The 23,640-nt window shown below is 56.8% G+C and carries 22 protein-coding genes; 16 read left to right on the top strand and 6 right to left on the bottom strand.

Annotation, left to right across the window (positions count from 1 at the left end; all coding sequences use genetic code 11):
* Both QE270_RS04700 and QE270_RS04695 read right to left on the bottom strand, forming a co-directional pair.
* Positions 1-755, bottom strand: a 755-nt coding sequence (locus tag QE270_RS04700; RefSeq protein ID WP_300035934.1) for a pitrilysin family protein, incomplete at its 3' end; no start/stop codon positions are given.
* Positions 756-849: 94 nt separating this feature from the next.
* Complete coding sequence (locus tag QE270_RS04695; RefSeq protein WP_300035931.1) at positions 850-2,958, bottom strand: penicillin acylase family protein; 2,109 nt, start codon at positions 2,956-2,958, stop codon at positions 850-852.
* Positions 2,959-3,169: 211 nt separating this feature from the next.
* On the opposite strand from QE270_RS04695, the gene clpB reads away from it, so the two are divergent.
* A complete protein-coding gene (gene clpB, locus QE270_RS04690; RefSeq protein ID WP_300035928.1) occupies positions 3,170-5,746 on the top strand; it encodes an ATP-dependent chaperone ClpB in 2,577 nt (858 codons plus the stop codon).
* Positions 5,747-5,877: 131 nt separating this feature from the next.
* Here the strand turns inward: clpB and QE270_RS04685 are convergent, their stop codons facing one another.
* Together QE270_RS04685 and QE270_RS04680 are read right to left on the bottom strand one after the other, a co-directional pair.
* Positions 5,878-6,165, bottom strand: coding sequence for a hypothetical protein (locus QE270_RS04685; protein WP_300035925.1), 288 nt, complete (start codon positions 6,163-6,165; stop codon positions 5,878-5,880).
* 50 nt (positions 6,166-6,215) lie between these two features.
* Entirely contained in the window at positions 6,216-7,400 is a 1,185-nt protein-coding gene (locus QE270_RS04680; RefSeq protein ID WP_300035922.1) for an aspartyl/asparaginyl beta-hydroxylase domain-containing protein, read from the bottom strand.
* An 11-nt stretch (positions 7,401-7,411) separates the two neighbouring features.
* Here QE270_RS04680 and QE270_RS04675 point away from each other — a divergent pair, with 11 nt between their 5' ends.
* Positions 7,412-8,467 carry a hypothetical protein gene (locus QE270_RS04675; RefSeq protein WP_300035919.1) on the top strand — a complete coding sequence of 352 codons (1,056 nt, stop codon included), beginning with the start codon at positions 7,412-7,414 and terminating at the stop codon, positions 8,465-8,467.
* A gap of 160 nt (positions 8,468-8,627) precedes the next feature.
* Here QE270_RS04675 and QE270_RS04670 read toward each other — a convergent pair whose 3' ends face one another.
* A complete protein-coding gene (locus QE270_RS04670; RefSeq protein WP_300035916.1) occupies positions 8,628-11,801 on the bottom strand; it encodes a TonB-dependent receptor in 3,174 nt (1,057 codons plus the stop codon).
* A gap of 343 nt (positions 11,802-12,144) precedes the next feature.
* Between QE270_RS04670 and QE270_RS04665 the strand changes: the two genes are divergently transcribed.
* Together QE270_RS04665 and queA are read left to right on the top strand one after the other, a co-directional pair.
* Entirely contained in the window at positions 12,145-12,804 is a 660-nt protein-coding gene (locus tag QE270_RS04665; protein WP_300035913.1) for a peptidylprolyl isomerase, read from the top strand.
* Positions 12,805-12,820: 16 nt separating this feature from the next.
* Positions 12,821-13,849 (top strand): tRNA preQ1(34) S-adenosylmethionine ribosyltransferase-isomerase QueA, encoded by a 1,029-nt coding sequence (gene queA / locus QE270_RS04660; protein WP_300035911.1) that lies wholly within the window; start codon positions 12,821-12,823, stop codon positions 13,847-13,849.
* Between the two features lie 15 nt (positions 13,850-13,864).
* On the opposite strand, the gene pyk is transcribed toward queA, so the two are convergent.
* Entirely contained in the window at positions 13,865-15,313 is a 1,449-nt protein-coding gene (pyk, locus tag QE270_RS04655) for a pyruvate kinase (protein WP_300035908.1), read from the bottom strand.
* An 80-nt stretch (positions 15,314-15,393) separates the two neighbouring features.
* Here pyk and QE270_RS04650 point away from each other — a divergent pair, with 80 nt between their 5' ends.
* The 12 genes from QE270_RS04650 to pal all read left to right on the top strand — a co-directional run bounded on the left by QE270_RS04650 (position 15,394) and on the right by pal (position 23,553).
* Entirely contained in the window at positions 15,394-15,696 is a 303-nt protein-coding gene (locus QE270_RS04650) for a DUF1244 domain-containing protein (RefSeq protein ID WP_300035905.1), read from the top strand.
* A gap of 57 nt (positions 15,697-15,753) precedes the next feature.
* Positions 15,754-15,996 (top strand): DUF2312 domain-containing protein, encoded by a 243-nt coding sequence (locus tag QE270_RS04645; RefSeq protein WP_295445355.1) that lies wholly within the window; start codon positions 15,754-15,756, stop codon positions 15,994-15,996.
* Between the two features lie 160 nt (positions 15,997-16,156).
* Positions 16,157-16,900, top strand: a complete 744-nt coding sequence (locus tag QE270_RS04640; protein WP_300035900.1) for a YebC/PmpR family DNA-binding transcriptional regulator — start codon at positions 16,157-16,159, stop codon at positions 16,898-16,900.
* Positions 16,901-16,910: 10 nt separating this feature from the next.
* Positions 16,911-17,381, top strand: a complete 471-nt coding sequence (gene ruvC, locus QE270_RS04635; RefSeq protein WP_300035897.1) for a crossover junction endodeoxyribonuclease RuvC — start codon at positions 16,911-16,913, stop codon at positions 17,379-17,381.
* Between the two features lie 84 nt (positions 17,382-17,465).
* Positions 17,466-18,074, top strand: a complete 609-nt coding sequence (gene ruvA / locus QE270_RS04630; RefSeq protein ID WP_300035894.1) for a Holliday junction branch migration protein RuvA — start codon at positions 17,466-17,468, stop codon at positions 18,072-18,074.
* Positions 18,071-19,093 carry a Holliday junction branch migration DNA helicase RuvB gene (gene ruvB / locus QE270_RS04625; protein ID WP_300035892.1) on the top strand — a complete coding sequence of 341 codons (1,023 nt, stop codon included), beginning with the start codon at positions 18,071-18,073 and terminating at the stop codon, positions 19,091-19,093. The genes ruvA and ruvB overlap by 4 nt, the downstream gene beginning before the upstream one ends.
* Before the next feature lie 90 nt (positions 19,094-19,183).
* Positions 19,184-19,636 (top strand): YbgC/FadM family acyl-CoA thioesterase, encoded by a 453-nt coding sequence (locus tag QE270_RS04620; protein WP_300035889.1) that lies wholly within the window; start codon positions 19,184-19,186, stop codon positions 19,634-19,636.
* 7 nt (positions 19,637-19,643) lie between these two features.
* Positions 19,644-20,336 (top strand): protein TolQ, encoded by a 693-nt coding sequence (tolQ, locus tag QE270_RS04615; RefSeq protein ID WP_300035886.1) that lies wholly within the window; start codon positions 19,644-19,646, stop codon positions 20,334-20,336.
* A gap of 2 nt (positions 20,337-20,338) precedes the next feature.
* Positions 20,339-20,800 (top strand): protein TolR, encoded by a 462-nt coding sequence (gene tolR, locus QE270_RS04610; protein WP_300035883.1) that lies wholly within the window; start codon positions 20,339-20,341, stop codon positions 20,798-20,800.
* Positions 20,801-20,804: 4 nt separating this feature from the next.
* Positions 20,805-21,584 carry a hypothetical protein gene (locus QE270_RS04605; RefSeq protein ID WP_300035880.1) on the top strand — a complete coding sequence of 260 codons (780 nt, stop codon included), beginning with the start codon at positions 20,805-20,807 and terminating at the stop codon, positions 21,582-21,584.
* 13 nt (positions 21,585-21,597) lie between these two features.
* Entirely contained in the window at positions 21,598-22,962 is a 1,365-nt protein-coding gene (gene tolB / locus QE270_RS04600; RefSeq protein WP_300035877.1) for a Tol-Pal system beta propeller repeat protein TolB, read from the top strand.
* 75 nt (positions 22,963-23,037) lie between these two features.
* Complete coding sequence (gene pal / locus QE270_RS04595; RefSeq protein ID WP_300035937.1) at positions 23,038-23,553, top strand: peptidoglycan-associated lipoprotein Pal; 516 nt, start codon at positions 23,038-23,040, stop codon at positions 23,551-23,553.
* Positions 23,554-23,640 lie beyond the last annotated feature (87 nt).

The following is a 23,640-nucleotide window of genomic DNA, read 5'->3' as shown; positions in this document are numbered from 1 at the left end:
CGCTTAATCTTGCCGAACCATTTTTCCACCAAAGGCTTCGCTTGGGCCGCATTGATGTCACCGGCCAGAACCAAAATCGCATTATTTGGGCCATAATGGTCGATGAACCAGTTTTTCATATCATCGAGCGAAGCCGCCGATAGGTCTTCAAGGCTGCCGATCGTGCTATGATGATAAGGGTGCCCAACGGGGAATAATGTCCCTGACTGCTTGTAACTGACCAAGCCAAATGGCTGATTGTCACCCTGACGCTTTTCATTCGAAACAACGCCAATCTGGTTATCAAGCTTTTCCTTCGTCACGGCATTGAGCAGATAGCCCATACGGTCGCTTTCGAGGAACAATGCAGATTCCAGCGCCGTGGTCGGTACGGTCTGGAAATAATTGGTGCGGTCCAGCCATGTGGTACCGTTCAGGTCGGTCGCGCCGATTTTCTTGGTATATTCGAAATAATCACCCGGTGCGTTTTCGCTGCCATTGAACATGATATGCTCAAACAAATGTGCGTAGCCCGTTTTGCCCTCTGGCTCGTTCTTTGACCCAACGCCATACCAGATCGACACAGCAACAATGGGCGCCTTGCGATCTTCATGCACCAAAACAGTCAGGCCGTTGTCGAGCGTAAATTTCTCATGCGGAATGTTGACCGCGTCTACGAGTTTCGAAACAGGTGCCGGCGTCTGTGCCAAGGCGGGGGCCTGCGCGGTAAGTGCCGAGCCTGACATCAAAAGCGCGAGGGTCAATTTCCGGATCATATTTTGCTCCTAAAGTTAAAAACCATTACCGTCAGAGATAGTGACAAAGCCGGCAAACGCAACGTAACTGCCTAAAATTTTCGACGAACGGCGCTTATGGCCGATAGCGACGTTTGGCGTGCTTCACGGCGTCGGCCCATTCGAAATGAACTGGCTTATATTTGCCCGCCACGAACAATTTCATCTGGTCGGTGTAATGCAGCGATTCGGGCCGCGTTGTCGCCGCGCCATAAGGTTGAATGGATTCGGACAACACATTTCCAGCCTTGTCCCAACGCACCAGCATGATGAAGCTGTCGCCATGTTTCACGCGCATTTTGCCATCGGCTTGATCCGCATCCCACGCGGTTGTCGCACGCAGGGCATCGGTTCCGCCAAGCATCGGCACATCGACGTTTCCACGCCGCAACCGCTGAATATCGCCGAGCGGTGGATCAATGCGTCCAAAGCGGCTTGTGAACTCAGTCACCGCCTCCCGAAGCGTACTGCGCGCATCGGGCATTGTGTCGCCGCGCCAGTGCGGGCGTGCGCCAAAGCGGATAATGCGCTCGGCAAAAGCGTCGGCACTACCTTTGCCATCGCTTGTCCAGTCCCAACCGGCCAGAAGCTTTTGCGCTTTGGCAAGCTCCGGCGTATCTTTCAGGTCAAGCACCGCAAAGGACGCCATCCATGCCCCTACCCAGCTTTGTTTGCTGTAGGTCATGTCCATCTTGATCGTGAGCAACTCGTCTGGCGTGATCGACGTATCGGCGGCCAGCAACTCGGTTGCGCGCAAGCCCCGGTTGGTCATGCCAAGTTCGATGCCCAAATAAGGGGAATAGGCTGACGGGTCCATTTCGGAGCCGGGCCCAGCCGCCAGAAACGGTGTGTTGTTGGCGTTCTGGACAAAGCCAGATGCTGGATCCACAATCTTGGGATATCGGTCAAAGCCAACCGGCCCGGCCCACATGACTGCGGATGTGTCGCCCGGCAGCAGCTTAGTATAATCATAGCCCGGTTTGCGGTCGGGAAAGAGCGCATTGTAGATATAGGCAACACGGCCCGTTTTGTCGGCGTAGATAAAGTTTGTGGCGGGGACGCCGCCAATCGACATGGATTTGCTCCACTCGTCCCAATTGGTCGCCTTTGTGTTACGATAATATTGCTCAACGGCTTTAACGCTGTCGATGCCGGCATAGCGGATAGCGAAATAGCCCTTGTCGTTTTTGATTACTGGCCCGTGGATCGAACTATACACAGTCTGCGGCACGGGCAAAGCGAATGGCCCCATTTTGACGGGCAGCCAGACGCGCGTCGTTGTCAGGGACAGCCATTTGCCGTCATACCGATATTTGTCACCGGCCTTATTCATCACCAATTTGTAGACATCGGTAAGGTCGGGGCGGTTGACGGTGTTGGTCCACCCAAGATTGCGGTTATGGCCAAGCAACACGAAAGGCGATCCCGGGAATAAAGCGCCCGCCATATCCAGCCCTTCGCCCGAATGTGTAACCGCCTCATACCATGCAACTTGCCCTTCATAGGGCTGATGCGAGTTGGATATCAGCCACGTCTTGCCATCGGCCATGCGCTTTGGCGCAATCGCAAATGCATTGGAGCCGTTCAAATCTGGATCGCGGCCAATCGGCGTCATAGGCGCAGCGTTGTCTTTCGGCTGCGGCTTGCCTTCGGTAAGTGCCGCGATTGTCCCGTCCAGCCCGTAAAAGAAGGGCGCGCGCAGAACAAAGCCCGTGACGATGTCTTTTCCGGTCACAGGAAACAGCTTCGACAACCGCACTTCGCCCGGATGCTTGGACACATAATAGTTCAAACCAGCGGCATAGGCTTCACAGACCGCCCGAACCTCAGGCGACAATTCCATATAATGATTTTCGGCCGTTTCGCGCGCACCGAGCAGGTGCATGACATAATCGACCTTCGCGCCATCTGAGCCGACGAGCGCACCATAGCGACCACGCGTCATGGCTACGACATCTTCTATGGTTGAAAAATCATCTTCGGCATGGGCGTAAGCAAGGCCGTAAGCGGTGTCGGCATCGGTCTTGCCATTGATATGCGGCACCCCAAATTCGTCGCGCACAATTTCGACATCATATGTCCCTGTCTGCGCTTCATATCCCGTTGCCGCCAGCGGTTCCCAAAACGCGCCGGCACCCCCAACCAATCCAAAAACCGCCAAAGACGCCCACAAAAATTTCCGCATCACTCTCTCCCCCCGCGACCAGACATTACCTGTCGGCCCGATTGTCTCGTAAACCGCATAGCCAAGTCTTTGCGAAAGGGAAGACCTCTGCGCGCAAACGCGCGACCAAGCATTTGTGCCCATACTTGTGTTGCGAAAATGCCGCACTACATTCTGTGTGGACATGAAGCCTTTGTGACAAAGGCTCCGTCGGCATTTTAGGAAATAGCGCATGAACCTCGAAAAATTCACGGACCGCGCCAAGGGTTTTCTGCAAAGCGCGCAGACCGTTGCCATTCGCATGAGCCATCAGCGAATTGGGCCTGAGCATCTCTTGAAAGCTCTGCTGGAGGACGAGCAGGGTATGGCGTCGGGCCTTATCAAGGCCGCTGGCGGGGATGCGGCAACGGCCTTGCGCGAGACCGACGCGGCATTGGCAAAGGTACCCGCGGTGTCCGGCGGCGGCGCACAACAAACGCCCGGCCTCGACAATGACGCAGTGCGCGTGCTCGATGCCGCCGAACAGGTCGCGCAAAAGGCTGGCGACAGCTATGTCACCGTCGAACGCTTGTTGCTTGCGCTTGCGCTCGCCAAGACCACCACCGCAGGCAAGGCGTTGGCAGCAGCAGCCATTACCGCCGAGGGCCTTAACGCCGCAATCAACGACCTGCGGGGTGGCCGCTCTGCTGACACCGCTGGCGCCGAAGACCGTTACGACGCGCTCAAGAAATTTGCACGCGACCTGACCGAAGTCGCGCGCGCGGGTAAACTTGACCCCGTCATTGGCCGCGACGAAGAAATCCGCCGTACGATCCAAATCCTTGCCCGCCGTACCAAGAATAACCCCGTGCTGATCGGCGAGCCCGGCGTTGGCAAGACCGCAATTGCCGAGGGGCTGGCATTGCGCATCGCCAATGGTGACGTGCCTGATAGCTTGAAGCACCGCAAATTGCTGTCGCTCGATATGGGCGCGCTGATTGCAGGGGCAAAATATCGTGGCGAGTTTGAAGAGCGGTTGAAAGGCGTGCTTGATGAGGTCAAGCAGGCACAGGGCGACATCATCCTGTTCATCGACGAAATGCATACGCTTGTGGGCGCTGGCAAAGGCGAGGGCGCGATGGACGCCGCCAACCTCATCAAGCCGGCCTTGTCGCGCGGGGAACTGCACTGCATTGGTGCAACGACACTCGATGAATATCAAAAACATGTCGAAAAAGACCCCGCACTGCAGCGCCGGTTTCAGCCCATTTTTGTGGGCGAGCCGACGGTCGAGGACACGATCTCGATTTTGCGCGGGTTGAAGGAAAAATACGAATTGCATCATGGCGTGCGGATCACCGACGGCGCGTTGGTAAGCGCCGCGACCTTATCGCATCGCTATATTTCAGACCGATTTCTACCCGATAAGGCCATCGACCTCATGGACGAGGCGGCATCGCGTTTGCGGATGGAAGTGGAATCAAAGCCTGAAGAGATTGAAACGCTCGACCGACGCATCATCCAGCTTAAGATCGAACGCGAAGCGCTTGGCAAGGAAAGCGACGCAGCGTCCAAGGATCGTTTGGCCAATCTGGAGGGCGAGCTTGCCAATCTGGAACAGCAATCGCTTGAACTGACGCAGCGTTGGCAGGCGGAGAAAGACAAGATTTCCGCTGAAGCGAAGATCAAAGAATGTCTGGATGGTGCGCGCATCGAGTTGGAACAAGCGCAGCGTTCGGGCGACCTCGCCAAGGCGGGCGAGCTGCAATATGGCACGCTACCGGGCTTGGAAAAGCAACTGGAGGTAGCCGAGGCCGCAGCAGGCAACGCGATGCTGCGCGAAGAAGTGACCGCACAGGATATCGCAGGCGTGGTGAGCCGCTGGACCGGCATTCCGGTCGACAAAATGCTTGAGGGCGAACGCGATAAATTGCTCAACATGGAACAGCTTATCGGCGCGCGCGTGATTGGCCAGAAGGATGCGGTCGCGGCGGTGTCGAAGGCCGTCCGTCGTTCCCGCGCCGGGCTTCAGGACCCGAACCGCCCACTTGGTTCATTCCTGTTCCTTGGGCCAACGGGCGTCGGCAAGACTGAATTGACGAAGGCGCTCGCTTCGTTCCTGTTCGACGATGACAATGCGATGGTCCGCATCGATATGTCCGAGTTTATGGAAAAGCATAGCGTCGCGCGGCTCGTCGGCGCGCCTCCGGGCTATGTCGGATATGAGGAGGGCGGTGTGCTCACCGAAGCCGTACGTCGTCGGCCCTATCAAGTCGTCCTATTTGACGAGGTCGAAAAAGCGCATTCCGACGTGTTCAACATCCTGCTTCAGGTGTTGGACGATGGCCGCCTGACCGATGGCCAAGGCCGCACCGTCGACTTCTCGAATACGCTGATCATTTTGACGTCCAACCTGGGCAGCCAGCATCTCGCCGCGCTGGAAGACGGGCAGGACGTGCAAGAGGTCGAGCCGCAAGTTATGGACATCGTGCGCGGACATTTCAGGCCGGAATTCCTGAACCGGTTGGACGAGGTCATATTGTTCCACCGCTTGGGCCCCGATCATATGGCGCCGATTGTCGATATTCAGGTCCAGCGCGTGCAGGATCTACTGAAGGATCGAAAGATTACGCTGTCGCTGACCGAAGAGGCAAAAACGTGGCTTGGCCGTGTGGGATATGATCCGGTCTACGGCGCACGCCCGCTTAAGCGCGCTATTCAGCGATATGTTCAGGACCCTCTGGCCGACATGCTGTTACGCGGTGAAATTCCGGATAGCAGCACGGTTGCGGTTGACGAAGGTGATGGGGCTTTGAAGTTTGTGGTATAGGGGAGCACTTTGCGCCGAGAACATTCTGATTGCGGAGCTAAGTGCCCGTAACCAGAATGTTATAGAATAGTCATGCAACAGCTTTTGAAGGTTTCAAATTGATTTCCGGGATATAGCCGGGGAAAGTAGCTTTACTGACCGCCTGGGCGTGAAGTTCCGTCCTCCACCAAGCGACGGGCGAGTTCATTACCAGATTCTGTTATCTGGCGCCACTGCGCCAATGTCTTGCAAACCTTCCCTTTTTTCACCAGTGACCCTGTCACCCTAACGGTGCGACACCGCGTGGCTTGGTCAGGGTCGGAAACTTTGTTGCTGGGTGCGTTGGAGGCCTTTTCGGCTGCCGATACCTGAACTGGTGCTTGGGCCGAAGCCGATGACATTGAGCCGATAGCCAACATTGCAAGTAAGAGAGACCGCATAAAAATATTCCCTGATTATTTCTGCTGACTAACACATCTCAAGGGAGCCCTCAACGCGCAAGCTTAAAGCCTGTTGCGTCAGCCGCAGTATAATAACGGGCGATGACGTTTTGTTCTGCAACGGTTAAATGAGGGTTCCACACGTCAAAGATAAGAACCGCACGATTGTGATTGCTATCATTCCAAGCTTCATGTTCGATGGTATCATCAAAGGCAAAAGCCTTCCCCACCTGCCATTCGCGGGTTTCGCCACCAACGCGGAAACCACAATTCTCGGGCACTATCAACGGCAAATGAACAATCGCACGGGTATTCGTCACACCTGTATGTGGCGGAATTCGGGTATGCGGCTTCAATATGGAGAAAAACGCACTAGGTGCACGACCGGGAAGGGCTGCGGTCGGTAGGCTGGCCAAGGCCGCCGCCGTATGCGGGCAGCGGTCTAAAACGGGTTTATTTGGTTGCCCATATTCCCACAAAAAGCATGCACCCCAGTCAAGTGACCGGTCGAGAGCTGACCATTTATTCTCAGGGGTACCCGAATCCATCTTAACATAAGGCCGCAACGCGTCGCCCGGATCGGCAAGCAGCGCCTCTAATTCTTTGCGTATTTCGTCTGTGGCAGCCTCAATGGCAGGCATCCATGGGAAATGATGCCTGTCGAAGAATTCATCTGCCGGAAGGAAGGGGTAATATAGGCCGTCACATGTGTTTACATAGGTCCGCCGACGCCCCAATGCCACATCGACGAATGCCTGACTGCGGCGCAGTTCTGTTTCATCCATGGCAGCAGATAATGGCGCCAGTTCCGTGCTAACCGCATCCGCAATCTGAAGCGTCGCTTGCGAAACAAACGCCTGTCCCCTTTGCAATGCCGCTGCAATATCCGGAGATAGGTCTGATACATGCGCCGCCATTTGAAGCACGCCACTCCAAGCGACCAGCGCTTGCGCCTTTGCACCTGTGCGTTCATGCAGTTCGGCCTTACGGAGCCAACCCATGAAGTCCCGGCGGTCGATGTTAATTGCGGCGTCCAGCGCCTGCATTTCACCTTCGTCATCACCTTGCGCGCGCCGTGCGGTTGCAACATTTCGCCACAGCGCGCTCGACATAGTGTCATGCATAACCGCCGCCATGAACAGGCGCTCCGCCTCGGCATAGCTTCCGGCGCGCAGTGCAAGCATGCCTTGGCTGTTCAGTTGGGCCGCTTCCGCCGGTGGTGCGCTATTGTTCATAAGGCGAATGCTTGCCATTTACCGTTAGAAACGGCAAGGTCGATGATGTCATGGCGATTAATAATAGCGACATTTGGAACGACGGCGCGTGGCTTGCGCATCGCTATGACGCGTCGGCAGATGTCTTTCATCTGCGTCATGTAAGCCGTTCTGCGCACAATGCCGCGACCTTCCTCACCGATGAATATCTTGGCGTGGAACCACACCCGATCGTCCTATCGCGCAGCGAAGCCAGGGCGACCAATGCTGAAAACGCTAACCTGCATTTTATTTTGCATTCGGCCTTTTGTGCGTCGACCATGTTCGCCAACGGGTTTGATCTTCCGGGCCTATCGATGGGCCTGAAGGAACCCGTTTTGTTGAACGACATTGTCGGCTTTCGCCGTCGCGGCGCGCCACCTGTGGCGGTCGCTGAACGATTGGGCGATGCACTAGATATGCTCGCGCGTCCCTTTGCCGACGATTTAGCGGTTGTTGTAAAACCGTCCAATATCTTCAATGCACTTGCCCCCGCATCGCTGGCCATGCGACCTTCCAGCAAAGCCATTCTCGTGCATGCCCCACTTTCGGTGTTCCTTTTGTCGGTGGCCCGCAAGGGTCTGTGGTGCCGACTATGGTGTCGCGAGTTATTGGAGGGGCAAATTGCAGACGGCATAGTGGAGCTTGGTTTCGAGCCGAGTGATTTTTTCCGGCAGACCGATTTGCAAGTGGCCGCGGTCGGCTGGTTGGCGCAGCAAAAGCTGTTTCATGACATTGCGCGAAAGCTCGGAGCTGAACGCATTGCGACTTTGGACAGTGAACGGCTGACAGCAAATCCGGACAAGGCTCTGTTGGCTGCCGCGTCCCACTTTGGACTGGGTGATCATGCCGCAGCCAACGCAGCGCATCCCGCATTTGGCACGCATAGCAAGTTCGGCGGTAGTTTCCGGACAGAGGACCGGCGCGCGGAGTATGCATTGGCACAGACCGCGCATGGCGACGAAATTGAAAAGGTCCTGATTTGGGCCGAAGCAGTCGCGCAATCTGCCAACGTCCCGCTGACGTTGGAGCATGCGCTTCGCTTTTGAAGCGGTCGGCTATACCTCTTGGGGGCCGCGCTTTACCCAAATTAACATAACCCAATCTTGCGGATCATGCTTTAGCGCCTTGGTTCGGCGTCTTGGTTTGGCAAAACAAAGGGGGCGGACATTGCTGCCCGCCCCCTTGTTTCTTTAAGTGCTTTTCAAATTAGAAGCGCAGCTTTGCCGTTACAGCATAGCGACGTCCCAACGCGTCATATGTCGACGGGAAGGTGTTGCCACTGTTGTACGATGTCGAACCAGCATTGTTGCCGGTCACCGGCGGATCCTTGTCCAGCAAGTTCTGAGCCGAAACGGTGAAGGTCAGATTTTCGCTGGCATTGATACGCGCCGAAAGATCGAAATAGTCATAGGCTTTGATCTTGCCGAAGTTAAGTGTCTGACCGCCAAGGCCCAAGACTGACGCAGGGATCGTTCCGCTAAAGAACGCTCCACCGTCTTCCACGTCAAGTGGCTCTTGCTCGATCGCAGACAGATGACGCCACAACAACGACACATCAACCTTTCCGTACGACAATGTTGTACGCTGCGACCATGAGAAGTCTGGCTGTAGTGAACCACAGTTGGAGCTGACATATCCAGTACAATCGCGATTGACAGATTCTGGGTTCGCCACGAACGCGTTGAACGCCGAATTGAACGTGTAGTTACCGTTGAACGACAGGGCCAAACCGATTTTGTCGGTAAGATCCGTCTTGTAGTTCACGATCAAGTCGATGCCGTCAGTTTCAATGGCACCCGCGTTCGACAGAACCGAAGGCAGGCCAGTAAAAGTGCTCGGGTCACCGCTCAAGCTGCCATCGGAAGGGCTACGGCGAATGCTGGTGCAAGCTGCCGAGGTCGATGCGCCAGCAGCTGGGCTAAATACGCTCGTACCAAAGCAAGCTGCAATTATGTCGCCAGGGGTAGGCGACGAAATCGCACCCGTTACCTTGATTTTGTAATAATCGAGCGATGCAGTGAAGCCTGGGATAATGGCTGGCTGGAATATCGCACCAATAGTGAAGCTGTCCGACGTTTCAGGCTTAACGTTCACATTACCACCACCAGTCGAGTTCACCTGGCCTGCGTTAGGCTGGGGGATCGAGTTGATGTTGCCCACATTGGCACCTTGCGCCAAGCAGACGGCACGAAGCTCACCGGTTGGGCCAGTGGCTGGACGTCCTGGCAACACAGCGCCAGCCGTGTTCACCGTCGCACACGGATCAGTGCCAAGGTTGGTCAATCCAGTGTTCACTGGCGAGAACAATTCACCAATGTTCGGTGCACGAACGGCACGCGCAAAGTTACCCCGAACCGCGAGACCTTCGACTGGCTCCCAAGTACCACCAGCCTTAAAAGTTGTGGTGTTGTACGATGGGTTACCTGGTGCGTCGACTGTGTATGACGAATAACGAAGGCCGCCTTCAACAGTCAGGCTGTTCAAGAATGGCTTGTCGCTGGCCACTGGCACAACAACTTCACCAAAGGCTTCATACACGTCGAAGCCACCTTTGATGTCTGGTGTTGCGCCGCCGGCGCCGCCAAGGTCGCCGCCCTTGGCAAGGGCATCAGCGCCCTGACGTGCGGTATATTTACGAAATTCACCGCCGACTGCAAATGCCACGGGCTCTTCAGCAAATGGGCTAGTAACGCCTGCATCGCCGGTGATGGTTCCCTTGACCTGTGCAAGCGAGGTTTTCGTAAAGGCGGAGCTTTCCTGAACCAAAAACGGAATTGCTGCTTGCTGGATGGTGCCAAACACATTTGCTGCAACGCAGTTGTTTGTAGTGACAAAACAGACCGGCGCCGCCGCTGTTCCACCTGCGCGAAGCGACTGACGGAAACGCGAGTTTAAGGTATAGCCCTTAATCGTCTGAATGTTTTCGCTTTCGCCATAGGCACCTGTGATATCCCAGTCGATTGAGTCGGTCATCGAACCACGCGCACCCAAGCGGTAATCGAATACTGTCGTGACATATTCCGAAATACGTGGGCCAGCTTCAACAGCGCGACGGGAAAAAAGTGACTGCGGATTAGGGTTATAGCCTTCCCCTGCCTCAAGCACACCGTTGCCGTTAAGGTCGAACGGCTGCCATGGTTGAGCTACGGGAAACCCGTCGCCGGACGTCCCAGCAGTTGCAGAAGCACCGCCAGTACCGACTTCAAGATAACCGGCCTGTCCAGGACGCAAGGTTGAGACAGCTGCGGCATCGCACTGCGCTTGTGTGAAGCGTGGGGTATAAACCGCCGCGCTTGGGTTCACGTCGAATGCGCAGAACTGGTTACGCGCAGCGGCAGGCAAGAACGGGTTATTCAAAGGAATGTTCACGGCGATGCTGAACGCGCCCGATGGAGCGATGATCGTGTTTACCGTGTTCTTGGAGAACAAACCACGCGAATATACTTCGACTGCATCGCTAACTTCGTAGCGCGCCTGGCCAAACATGTTGTAACGCTCGAACGGCGTCTGAAAGACGTTATATGGGTTGAAGTTAAACGTTTGGAAGGTCGGAACAAGCTGTCCAGCTGCGTTTATCTGGTTGGTACCGCCATTGCCTGTACCGCTGACCAGGCGACCACCCCCGAAGCGCGCCGGGTCTGATGTGCCCGAACCAATAGCCGTTCCGCTGTAGGTATCAAGGGTAGTGAGCGACACATCGCGCGCACCCTGATACACTGGATCTGCTTGCTGGTAGCCAATGCCGAATACGGCGTTACCGCGGCCGTCATCGAAGTTTGCGCCAATTGTTAAGTCAGCACGGGCAACGTTACCGTCACCTTTTTCGGTGAGCTGCTCCGAAACCTGAGCTTCCAAGCCGGAGAAATCATTCTTCAAAATGAAGTTAACAACACCACCAACGGCGTCAGCGCCATAAGTCGTCGATGCACCGCCGGTTAGAACGTCAACGCGCTCAACCAGAGCGAGCGGAATGTTGTTCAAATCGACCTGACCGCCGAAGCCCGCAGGAACGATCCGATCACCGTCAAGCAAGACGACGTTGCGGTTTGAACCAATGCCGCGTAAGTTCACGTAGGAAGCGCCGCCGTTACCGTTATTGACGGCAGAACCGATCGAGGCGACAACGCCTGGGATTTCACGAAGGAGTTCTTCTGCCAGATTGGACTGCAGAAGTTCCATTTCTTCCGAAGAAGTTGAGTTAACCGGAGCCGATCGCTCCAGGTTTGGATTGGTAATGAGCGAACCCGTAACGATAATTTCGGTGCCGTTTTCTTCTTCGGCAGCTGCATCCTGAGCGAATGACGGCGTCGAGATCAACGCCAGACCCAGTGCAAGCGGTGCCGCTGCATATTTCAAATTGCTGATACGTGTATTTTTCACGGTATTACCCCTTAATTAACGCCGTGGCTTAGCAGCATAGCTGCCGGCCCATTGGCTTTACAACTCCCTTGCTTTTCCATGAACGCAAGGCGCACAAACGGCGCCGGCAACGCGATGGATCGCATCCGGATTGAGTGCGCCTTGCCAAATGTTCATAGTCCACGCAACAAATTGCAGCCAAGTTACAAATATATTTCAATAATGTCACTTTTATGCAACAGTAGGATTAAAGCCTATTTGATGTCGCTTGCTTCTGCACCCGCACGCCATTGAAAATGGTTCATGACAGCGACAGCCTCGTTGGTTAAAGGATGGGCATCCAGTTCTCTGAGGCACGCAATTCATGTCCCTTCGTTCGATATTTTCAAAGCTGTCTATTCTCTTGCTCGGCATCGTTGCTGCGGCACTGTCTCCGGCCATTGCCCAAACTACCGCGCCTGTATCAGCGCCAACCACGCCGGATCTCGAAAACATGCTGGTGCTAGATTTGTCCACTGGCGGCCGCGTAACCATTCAAATGTTTCCCGCTGTCGCCCCGACGCATGTCGAGCGCATCAAGACATTGACGCGGCAAGGTTTTTATAACGGCGTTATCTTTCACCGCGTGATCGATGGCTTCATGGCGCAAACGGGTGACCCCAAGGGTACCGGCCAGGGTGGATCCGAGCTTCCCGACCTTAAGGCAGAATTTAACGACACGCCGCATTTGCGCGGCACCGTATCGATGGCGCGCACGAATGAACCCGACACAGCCAACAGCCAATTCTTCATTTGCTTCCAACCCCGCTTCAGCCTTGACAAAAAATACACCGTCTTTGGCCGCGTAACATCGGGCATGCAGTTTGTAGACGCAATTGAGCGCGGTGAGCCGCCAGTGAACCCAAGCACAGTCATTCAAGCATCGATAGCGTCTGACAATGTCGCGGCGCCAGCCTTTGCTGCGCCGGTCGCTGCTGTGGCGCCTGAAGCAACGATTACCTTAGACCGGCTCAGCGGAACTTAATCGGACATAGCTCTCCATGCGTGTTGATTTATTTGATTTCGAGCTTCCGCCCGAGCGGATTGCCCTGCGCCCCGTTGCGCCCCGGGATTCGGCGCGGATGCTGCGCGTTGGCGCTGGGGGCGACCTAAGCGACCAGACCATACGTGACCTGCCGGCAATGTTGCGCAAGGGCGATTGCCTCATCTTCAACGATACGCGGGTTATTCCGGCGCAGCTTCAGGGGCGGCGCGGGGATGCGGCCATAGGTGCGACGCTGCACAAAAGGATCGACCTGCGGCGGTGGCAGGCGTTTATCCGCAACGCCAAACGCCTGCACCCCGGCGACAGCATTGAGTTTGGTCATAACGTTAGCGCGACGGCCGAAGAACGCCATGCCGACGGCCGCTTCACCCTGCATTTCGAAGGCGATGAACCTGTCGAAACCCTGCTGCAACGTGCAGGGACCATGCCCTTGCCACCCTATATCGCAGGCAAGCGCCCGACAGACGCACGCGATGCGCAAGATTATCAGACGATGTTCGCGCAAAAGGATGGCGCCGTTGCCGCGCCCACGGCCTCTTTGCACTTCACGCCGGAATTGATGCACGCAGTCCAAGCGGCAGGTATCGAAACGGCGACGCTGACGCTGCATGTGGGTGCAGGCACATTCCTGCCCGTTAAGGCCGACGACACTGACGCACATCGGATGCACAGCGAGTGGGGCAGCATTGACACCGAAACGGCCAAACGGTTGAACAATGTGCGCGCAGCAGGCGGGCGGTTGATCGCGGTTGGCACAACGTCGCTCCGTTTGGTTGAGAGCGCAGCGGATGCACATGGCCTCGTACACTCGTTCGAAGGCGACACCGACATCTTCATAACGCCGGGCTACCGATTCAAGGCGATTGGCGGCCTAATGACCAATTTCCATCTGCCGAAATCAACCCTGTTCATGCTGGTCAGCGCGTTTATAGGCCGCGAGACAATGCAAGCGGCTTATGCGTATGCCATCGCTAACGAATATCGGTTCTATAGCTATGGCGACAGCAGCCTTTTGTTGCCTTAGCCAAGGCGCACAGTCTCAATGGTCCTTCAATTCGTCACCTGTCAGGCGCACGATATGCAGCACATTGGTTGATCCCGGCGTCCCGAAAGGCACGCCTGCCATTATAATGATACGGCCACCTGCGACACCCAAATGATAACGCAGCGCCATGCGCTTACCCTTGGCGACCATTTCTTCGAACGACCCAATGTCCTTGGTCCGCACGGCGAAGGCGCCCCACAGCAAACCCAGGCGGCGCGCGGTCGACTGACTTGCCGTCAGCACCAGAAGCGGCACAGAGGGGCGTTCGCGCGATATCCGGCGGGCAGTGGAGCCCGATGAGGTGAAGCAGACGATCGCGCTGGTCTCCACCGTGTCGACAATCCGCCCGCTGGCCTCGGCCAAGGCATCGGCAGTGGTGCCATCTGCTGGCGTTTCGGTAAAATGGATGCGCTTGAAGAAATCAGGGTCGCCTTCAACCTCCTGCGCGATGCGGTCCATGATAGACACCGCCTCAATCGGCCATGCCCCGGCCGCAGTTTCCGCCGACAGCATAACGGCATCGGCGCCGTCGTAAATTGCCGTCGCAACGTCCGACACCTCGGCGCGGGTGGGTGATGGCGAGACGATCATCGATTCCAGCATTTGCGTTGCCACAACCACCGGTTTGCCCATGCGCCGTGCTGTCGACACAATCTTCTTCTGCAAGGGCGGCACTTTTTCAGGGCGCATTTCAACGCCCAGATCGCCGCGGGCAACCATCACGCCGTCGGCCAACTCGATGATTTCTTCCAACCGTCCGATAGCCGCAGGCTTTTCAATCTTGGCCAGCAAAGCCGCCTTATTGCCAATCAGCTTCTTGCCTTCGGCGACATCTTCTGGCCGTTGGACAAAGGACATCGCGATCCAGTCCACCCCTTGTTCTAATGCAAAGGCGAGATCCGAGCGGTCCTTTTCGGTCAACGCGGCAATCGGGATCACAACGTCCGGCACATTCAGGCCCTTGCGGTTCGACAACATCCCGCCAACCTCGACCTTCGTTACAATATGGTCCGGGCCAATCTCGGTTACCCGCAACACCAACTTGCCATCGTCCAGCAACAGCCGCGCATTGATTTCCAACGCTGCGAAAATTTCGGGGTGGGGCAAATGCACACGCTGCGCATCCCCCGGCGTCGGGTCCGTATCCAACCGGAAGCTGTCGCCCTTGTGGAGTTCAACCTTGCCCTCGACAAAGCTTCCCACACGCAATTTGGGACCTTGCAGATCAACCAGGATAGTTGTTGGCCGGTTATACGCCTTTTCCAGCGCGCGGATATTGGCAATCAACTGCGCTTTATCCGCTTGCTCGCCATGGCTCATATTGACGCGGAAAGCATCTGCGCCTGCACGGAACAGCTTTTCGATCATTTCAGGCGTGTCACTCGCCGGGCCCAATGTCGCCAATATGCGGACCTTGCGCATGCGTGGCTTGTGATATTGCATGAAATTGGCTCCGCGATATGGATTTTGACGTTCACCTTCCCCATAACGCGGCACATCAACAACGCAAAGGGCGCATAGCTATGCAACAGGACACGCACATTTCAGAGGCCGCCGCCGCCGCGGCATTTCGCCGCCTCGTCGCACATTTGCAACACCGGCATGATGCACAGAACATCGATTTGATGGGCCTAGCCGGCTTTTGCCGCAATTGCCTGGCCGACTGGGTGATGGAAGCAGACGGGCAGCTCACCAAGGATGAAGCGCGAACGCTTATCCACGGCATGCCCGCCGCAGAGTGGAAAGCAAAGTATCAAAGCGACGCAACGCCCGCGCAATTGCAACGGATGCAGGAAAGCGTGGCGAAAAACGCCCCATCGCATTAAGGCGCTGTCATCTTGATTCGGGGCCTCTGCCCCAACCAACACCACAGGGAGAACATCATGGCCGAAGGCAATATCGCAGCCGATCAACTGCGTCTTTTCATTGAGCGCATCGAGCGTTTGGAAGAAGAGAAAAAGGGCATCGCCGACGACATCCGCGATGTGTACTCCGAAGCCAAGAGCCAAGGCTATGACGCGAAAATCATGCGCCAGATCGTGCGCTTGCGCAAAATGACCCAAGACGATCGTCAGGAAATGGAAGCGATCCTCGACACCTATAAATCGGCGCTTGGTCTCGCGTAACGCCGCACCAGCACGCCGTCACCGTCTTGATCAGGGCGTGACGATGGCAACGTTGTCAGCGACTGCGGTGAAGTTGCATTAAAGCACATGGCTTGCCCAATGGCGTGCGCCTGATGTAAGGGCGCGACATCCTATCCTTTAGCCAGAGAAGAGTAGAGCCATGGCAGGCCATAGCAAATTCAAGAATATCCAGCATCGTAAAGGTGCGCAGGACAAGAAACGTTCGGCGCAGTTTTCCAAACTTTCGCGCGAAATAACCGTGGCGGCGAAAATGGGCATGCCCGACCCCGACATGAACCCGCGTCTGCGCCTTGCGGTCAACGCAGCCAAGGCACAATCGATGCCCAAGGATAATATCCAGCGTGCGATCGACAAGGCAGCGGGCGGCGACGCGGAAAGCTACGATGAAATGCGCTATGAAGGCTATGGCCCCGGCGGCGTTGCGATCATCGTTGAGGCATTGACCGACAACCGCAACCGCACCGCGACCAATGTGCGCACCGCATTCAGCAAAAATGGCGGCAATCTTGGCGCATCGGGCGCGGTGAGCCATGGGTTCGACCGGATGGGCCTGATTAGCTATCCAATCAATGCAGGCGACGCCGACAGCGTGTTTGAAGCCGCGTTGGAAGCTGGCGCGGAAGATGTGGAATCCAGCGAAGACGAACACAGCATCTGGACTGCGATGGATAGCCTGCATGAAGTCGCTAAGGCGCTCGAGGCGACGCTTGGCGAGGCCGAAAGCGCAAAGCTCGCGTGGAAACCGCAAGTTCTGGTTGAGGTGGACGAAGCCAATGCCGCGACCCTGCTAAAAATGATCGACGCTCTGGAAGATGACGATGATGTCCAGACCGTCTGGGGCAATTTCGACGTGTCCGACGAGGTGATGGCGAAACTGGGATGATCATGTCGTCATGATTATTTTGGGTCTCGACCCCGGCCTTGGGACCACTGGCTGGGGCGTAATCCGTAAGGAAGGCAACCGCCTGTCGCATATCGACAATGGTGAAATTGAAACCGACGCCAAAATGCCATTGGCGAGCCGGCTGGTGCTGCTCGACGAGAAACTGCGGGCCGTGCTAGACCATTTTCGCCCCGATTATGCCGCGGTCGAAGAAGTGTTCGTCAACAAAAACCCACAATCGACGCTGAAGCTTGGGCAGGCGCGCGGCGTGGTGCTTTTGGGTGCAGCGCGCAACCACACGCCCGTGACCGAATATGCCGCGCGGCTGGTGAAGAAATCCGTTGTTGGCACAGGCAAAGCGGAAAAGGAGCAGGTGCAGGCGATGCTGCGTATCCTGTTGCCGGGGCTGAAACTTGCCGGGCCAGATGCGGCGGACGCGTTGGCCGTTGCGATCACGCACGCGCATCATATCAGGGGTTAATGGGTTAACAGAGATTTGTTGCCCCTGTTCCCACGATGTTCTCTTTTGCTTGCCGATTTGGTAACGAACAGCTAACCCGCCAGAATGATTGCAAAGCTATATGGCCGCATTGACGAAACGGGCGTTGACCATCTGGTAATCGACGTCAATGGCGTCGGCTATCTGGTGCAGGCCAGCGCGCGGACATTATCGGCATTGGGCAAGACGGATGATTTTGCCACCGTCTTTACCGAAATGCAGGTGTCGGAAAATGACATGCGCCTCATCGGCTTTGCCACACGCGAAGAACGCGACTGGTTCCGCCTGCTGACGGGCGTGCAGGGCGTAGGCGGCAAGGTCGGGCTGGCGATATTGTCCGCGATTGAACCTCAGGACTTGGCCCTTGCGATCGGCAGCGGTGACGCTGCCATGGTCGCGCGCGCCAATGGTGTCGGCCCAAAACTTGCCAGCCGCATCGTCAATGAATTGAAGGATAAGGTCGGCGCACTCGCCGGCATCGGCGGCGGCGCGAAGCTGATGGCAACCGGCGCTGCGGCCAGCAACCACGCACAAGACGCCATGTCTGCACTTGGCAATCTGGGCTTCAAGCCCGGTGAGGCAGGCAATGCCGTGGCGCTAGCGGTTGAAGAGCTTGGCCCAGATGCGACGCTTGATGCGTTGGTCCGACTGGCGTTGAAGCGGGCGTCGCGGTGAGCGAAGACCGCATCACCACGCCGGACAAACGGCCAGAAGATATCGACGCTGCCTTGCGGCCCAAGACGCTTGCCGAGTTCATCGGTCAGGCTGCGGCGCGGGACAATTTGCGGGTGTTTATTGAGGCGGCGAAGGGCCGTGGCCAGCCGTTGGACCATGTGTTGTTCTTTGGCCCACCAGGGCTTGGCAAGACGACATTGGCGCAGATTGTGGCCAAGGAAATGGGCGTAGGTTTCCGCGCGACGTCCGGCCCAGTCATTGCAAAATCCGGCGACTTGGCGGCTTTATTGACCAATTTGGAAGATGGCGACGTCCTGTTCATTGACGAGATCCACCGCTTAAGCCCCGTGGTCGAGGAAATTCTGTATCCCGCAATGGAGGACCGTGCGCTGGATATCATGATCGGCGAAGGCCCCTCGGCGCGGTCGGTGCGGATTGATTTGCCGGCGTTCACCCTTGTTGGCGCAACCACGCGGCAGGGATTGTTGACCACGCCATTGCGCGACCGCTTCGGCATTCCGGTGCGGCTCAATTTCTACACGCATGCAGAGCTTGAACTGGTTGTCACCCGCGCGGCGCGGTTGCTGGATCTGGGCATTGCCCCCGATGGCGCGAACGAGATTGCCAAGCGCGCGCGCGGTACCCCGCGTATTGCCGGACGATTGCTCCGCCGCGTGCGCGACTTTGCCAATGTTGCAGGTGAGCCCATTGTGACCGCCAAGATCGCGGATGGCGCGCTCAACCGGCTTGAAGTGGACGCGCTTGGCCTTGATGCGATGGACCGGCGCTATTTGCACATGATCGCAGATATCTATCGCGGTGGCCCTGTTGGCGTTGAGGCGCTTGCCGCTGGCCTATCGGAACCGCGCGACACAATCGAGGACGTGGTTGAGCCTTATCTGCTGCAATTGGGCCTGATCGCGCGCACGGCGCGGGGTCGTTGCCTCAATGCGCCGGGCTGGAAGCATCTTGGCCTCAATCCGCCAGCCGGATCACAGGACGGATTATTTGACGCATAACGTTGTGCGGAGCACTTCAAGCGACCAATTGAGCGCACGCAAACTAAAAACTCTTCCCGCCGGACTCGACAACGGTTAAGCATTTCATTGATGACCGTCCCTACTCCCTATCAAGGCCATTTTGACGGCGCGCGGCACCTGTTTGCTGTGCGGGTTTATTTTGAGGACACCGACTTTTCGGGCGTCGTCTACCATGCGCGCTATCTGCACTTCATGGAGCGCGCACGGTCGGACATGCTCGCCTGCGTTGGCATTGACCAGCGCACGGTGCATGCGGCGGGCCAAGGCGCCTATGCGGTCACGCAAATGCATATCAAATATCGCCGCCCTGCGCATTTTGACGATGCCTTGGTGGTCATCAGCACCGTCGAAGCGGTGCGCGCAGCCAGTTGCGACATTCATCAAACCGTCATGCGCGGCGACGACATACTCACCGAGGCCCAGGTAACTGCGGCCTTTGTTTCACCAGACGGCAAACCGCGCCGGCAACCTGCGCACTGGGTTGCGGCGTTCCAGCTTATTATAAACAGACACGTAGAATAGGATATTCATGGACTTGCTCACCGCGACCCAAGATGTGGGTTTTTCACCAATAAAACTGTTTATGGATGCCGATTTGGTGGTCAAGTCGGTCATCATTGGCCTCGCGCTGGCCAGCGTCTGGGTATGGACGATCATCCTTAGCTTCACCGTAAAAATGTCCGGTATTAACAAGAAGAGCGACACATTTGAGCGCGAATTTTGGGGCAGTTCCGACATCGCAGCCTTCGCCAAAACGCATAGCCAGAACGACCTGCCCGTGGCCAAGGTGTTTGCCGCAGGCATGGCCGAATGGCGGCTATCGACCAATGGCAAAAGCATTGACCGTTCCGGAACGCGCGAGCGGCTCGCCACCGCAATGGATGCGACCATTGCCGCAGAAACCGACCGCCTTGCTAATCGTTTGAACTTCCTTGCGACCACGGGATCGGTTGCGCCATTTGTTGGCCTGTTCGGAACCGTCTGGGGCATTATGCGCAGCTTTGCGGCGATTGCGGCGGAGCAGAATTCCAGCCTTGCGGTTGTGGCACCGGGCATTGCCGAAGCGTTGTTTGCCACCGCAATCGGCCTGTTCGCCGCCATCCCCGCGGTCATCGCCTATAACCGATTCTCGCACCGGCTAAACCAATATGAGGCCCGCATGGGGCGCTTTGCCGACGGCTTTCACGGCACGTTGAGCCGCGAATTGGAGCTTGAGGTTTAAACATGGCAATGAACACATCATCAAACGGTGGTGGCGGACGCGGGCGCAGGCGGGGGAGCAGGCGCGCGCCGATGGCAGACATCAACGTCACGCCCTTTGTCGACGTCATGCTGGTCTTGCTCATCATCTTCATGGTCACCGCACCCTTGCTCGTGACAGGCGTGCCTGTCGAGCTTCCAGAAAGCCGCGCCAACGCGCTGGATCAAAAGGATGAACCCATTGAAATTGCAATCGACCGCGATGGCGCGACCTTTATCGACGGCACAGAAGTTGCGCCCGCAGAGCTTGCGCCGCGGTTGGAAGAAATCGCCGCTGCGCAGACACCCGACGCCCCGCGCCAGATCATGCTACGCGGCGATACGGCAATCAGCTATGGCCAGATGATGCGCGTCATGGGCGAATTGAACCGCGCTGGATTGAACAGCGTGAGCCTAGTCACCACCGGTTCAGCAAACGACAGCTAACAAGATGGCAATGGATCGGACGGAGAAATTGGGACTTGGCGTGGCGGTTGGCGGCCATGCCCTCTTGCTGTGCGCATTTGCGCTTGGCCTGCTGGCATCTGCAAAGACCGGGCCTAAGCAAGAGTCTATTTCCGTATCCTTGGTGGGCGAGATTGCCGATATCTCCACCGCGCCCGATGCGATTCAAGAGGATTCTGCGCCACCTGCCCCAGGTGACGCTGCGCCGGCAGAGCCGCCGCCTGCACCGACACAAGTAATGCAAATCGCAAAGCCGATGGAGAAGCCGCAGGCCAAACCTATCTCGAAGCCTGTGAAGCAGCCCCCTACCAAGGCAGCAGCAGTCAGCGGCAAGAGCACAACGCCTGCGAAGCCCGGCGGGCTAAGCCGAAGCTTTCTCGACAGCATCAACAATATTGGCAAGGCCCCCGGCGCGGGCAAGGCCGTGGGTACACCTGCTGCCAAAACCGCTGCCGAAGTGCGCCGCTCGGTCAGTATCAGCATCGCTGGCCAAATCCGCAGCCGCGTGCGCGCTTGTGCGCCATCGGGCATCGACATCAATAAAATCGAGACCTTTGTGACATTGAACCTTGAACCGACCGGCAAACTGACCTCGGTCCGCTTTGACAAGCAGGATGGTAAAAACGCCAGCAACCAGCCGCAAGCAGGTCCTTTGAAAGATTGCATCTTGCAAGCGGTGCGTGCAGCATCGCCTTATAACGGGCTTGACCCAGAATATTATGACGTTTGGAAAACCCACGCGCTACGTTTGCGCGCTACGGGATAAAGGAATGAGATATATGTCACTCTTCGCACGCAACCGGAAACTGGCGTTTTTCCTGCTTTTCATCTTGGGCACGCAAACCGCCATCGCGCAAACGACGCCGCCCGCTGCGCCTGCATCGGATGAACCCGAATTGGTCGAATTCGACACCTCCAAAACCCGCTCCATCGCGGTGCCCGCTTTGGTCGCGCCCGCGCCTGCCGACACGGCAGCGGGCAACAGCGTGGCGCTTGGCCGCCAGATCGCCGAAGTAATCTCGTCAGACTTGCGCGCATCGGGCGTCTTTGAAACGCAGGGGCCAAATGGATTGCGGGCCATCACCGTGCCTGAGGTCGCAACACCACAATTTGACTATTGGAAATCGCGCCCGGTTGAACAATTGGTGCAGGGCTTTGTCCGTGTTGGTGGCGATGGCAACCTAACCGTTGGCTGTTATTTATATGATGTCGGTTTTGGCAATGAAACCACGCGCCTTGGCTTTAACGTGCCGCCGCGCGAATGGCGCAGAGCTGCACATAAATGTGCCGATGCGATCTATTCGCGGCTGACGGGTGAGCTTCCCTTTTTCGATAGCCGCATCGCCTATATCGCCGAAAGTGGGCCAAAGAATAAACGGACAAAGCGGCTTGCGATCATGGATTCGGATGGCGCAAACCACCGCTTCATCACCAATGGCCAGTCGACGGCGCTTACACCGCGCTTCTCGCCCAATTACAAATCGATCTTATATCTGTCCTATGTCGACGGAAACCCGCGTATTTACGTCTATGATATTGATGCCGGACGTCAGCGCCTGATTACCCAGTCAACAAGCCCCACTTTCGCGCCGCGTTGGTCGCCCGATGGCCAGACAATATTGTACTCAATGGCCGTGTCGGGAAATACCGACGTCTATAAAATTGCAGCCAGCGGCAATGGTACGCCTGTAAAGCTGACCAGCTCGCCCGGTATTGATGTCGGCGGTAGCTTTTCACCCGATGGCCGCCAGATCGTGTTTGAAAGCGACCGTTCGGGCAGCCAGCAAGTCTATGTGATGAACGCCGACGGCAGCAATCAACGCCGCATCAGCTTTGGTTCTGGCCGCTATGCGACGCCGGAATGGAGCCCGCGCGCTGACCTTATTGCCTTCACCCGCATCGCGGGCGACTTTCGCGTTGGCACGATGCGTCCAGATGGCTCCGGCGAACGCTTGCTCACCGATAGCTGGCAGGACGAAGGACCGACATGGGCGCCAAATGGCCGCGTCATTCAGTTCTTTCGCACGGCAAAAGGAAGTGGTAAAACAAGCATCTGGCAAGTAGACCTTACCGGCTCCAACGAACGGCAATTGCCCACGCCAATCGATGGTTCAGACCCGGCATGGGGACCCGTGTTGCCTTAAAGACGTTTAACTCTTATAAAAAACTCGAACCGCATTCGGGCCAAGTCGAAGGAGAATATCATGAGGACAAATACGATCAAAATGGCAGCCATATTAATGGTATCGACCGCGCTTGTCGCAGGCTGCGGCAAGAAAAAGGTCGAGGCTCTGCCCCCAGCTGCAGAAGGCACTGATTATGGCCAGAACGCTGCTGATCCCAATGCCGGTACCGGTCAGATCGTACCGGGCAGTCAGGAAGATTTCCTGCAACAGGTTGGCGCATTCGGCGACCGCATCCTGTTTGAAACCGACCGTTTCAATGTTGATGCCGAGGACCAAGCCGTGTTGCAGCGTCAGGCGCAATGGTTGGCCCAATATCCCAATACACGCGCCATCGTCGAAGGTCATGCGGACGAACGCGGCACGCGTGACTACAACCTCGCGCTGGGTGAGCGCCGTGCCAACTCGGCCAAAAACTATCTGACCTCCATCGGTGTCGACGCGAGCCGTATCCAGACCGTCAGCTATGGCAAGGAGCGGCCATCTGCATTGGGTTCAGACGAACAGTCCTGGGCCCAGAACCGCCGTGCGGTGACGGTAACCGTTCGATAAACGTCGGCTTCAGGCCAGTTGCCTTGCTCCGGTCCATCCGGATGAGACACTGGCTTGGGACGTAGGATTTGATTTGAGAAAGTGCGC

This window comes from Sphingorhabdus sp. (genome assembly GCF_029865925.1).
GTDB lineage: Bacteria > Pseudomonadota > Alphaproteobacteria > Sphingomonadales > Sphingomonadaceae > Sphingorhabdus_B.
The sequence above is the reverse complement of the archived record's forward strand: the minus strand, read 5'-3'. Positions and strand labels throughout refer to the sequence as shown.

Coding starts and splice junctions, on each gene's coding strand:
- ruvA (WP_300035894.1), top strand. CDS start 17,466: ATGATTGCAAAGCTATATGGCCGCATTGACGAAACGGGCGTTGACCAT.
- QE270_RS04695 (WP_300035931.1), bottom strand. CDS start 2,958: ATGCGGAAATTTTTGTGGGCGTCTTTGGCGGTTTTTGGATTGGTTGGG.
- tolQ (WP_300035886.1), top strand. CDS start 19,644: ATGGACTTGCTCACCGCGACCCAAGATGTGGGTTTTTCACCAATAAAA.
- queA (WP_300035911.1), top strand. CDS start 12,821: ATGCGTGTTGATTTATTTGATTTCGAGCTTCCGCCCGAGCGGATTGCC.
- tolB (WP_300035877.1), top strand. CDS start 21,598: ATGTCACTCTTCGCACGCAACCGGAAACTGGCGTTTTTCCTGCTTTTC.
- pyk (WP_300035908.1), bottom strand. CDS start 15,313: ATGCAATATCACAAGCCACGCATGCGCAAGGTCCGCATATTGGCGACA.
- ruvC (WP_300035897.1), top strand. CDS start 16,911: ATGATTATTTTGGGTCTCGACCCCGGCCTTGGGACCACTGGCTGGGGC.
- QE270_RS04645 (WP_295445355.1), top strand. CDS start 15,754: ATGGCCGAAGGCAATATCGCAGCCGATCAACTGCGTCTTTTCATTGAG.
- clpB (WP_300035928.1), top strand. CDS start 3,170: ATGAACCTCGAAAAATTCACGGACCGCGCCAAGGGTTTTCTGCAAAGC.
- QE270_RS04665 (WP_300035913.1), top strand. CDS start 12,145: ATGTCCCTTCGTTCGATATTTTCAAAGCTGTCTATTCTCTTGCTCGGC.
- QE270_RS04685 (WP_300035925.1), bottom strand. CDS start 6,165: ATGCGGTCTCTCTTACTTGCAATGTTGGCTATCGGCTCAATGTCATCG.
- QE270_RS04605 (WP_300035880.1), top strand. CDS start 20,805: ATGGCAATGGATCGGACGGAGAAATTGGGACTTGGCGTGGCGGTTGGC.
- QE270_RS04620 (WP_300035889.1), top strand. CDS start 19,184: ATGACCGTCCCTACTCCCTATCAAGGCCATTTTGACGGCGCGCGGCAC.
- QE270_RS04650 (WP_300035905.1), top strand. CDS start 15,394: ATGCAACAGGACACGCACATTTCAGAGGCCGCCGCCGCCGCGGCATTT.
- tolR (WP_300035883.1), top strand. CDS start 20,339: ATGGCAATGAACACATCATCAAACGGTGGTGGCGGACGCGGGCGCAGG.
- QE270_RS04680 (WP_300035922.1), bottom strand. CDS start 7,400: ATGAACAATAGCGCACCACCGGCGGAAGCGGCCCAACTGAACAGCCAA.
- QE270_RS04640 (WP_300035900.1), top strand. CDS start 16,157: ATGGCAGGCCATAGCAAATTCAAGAATATCCAGCATCGTAAAGGTGCG.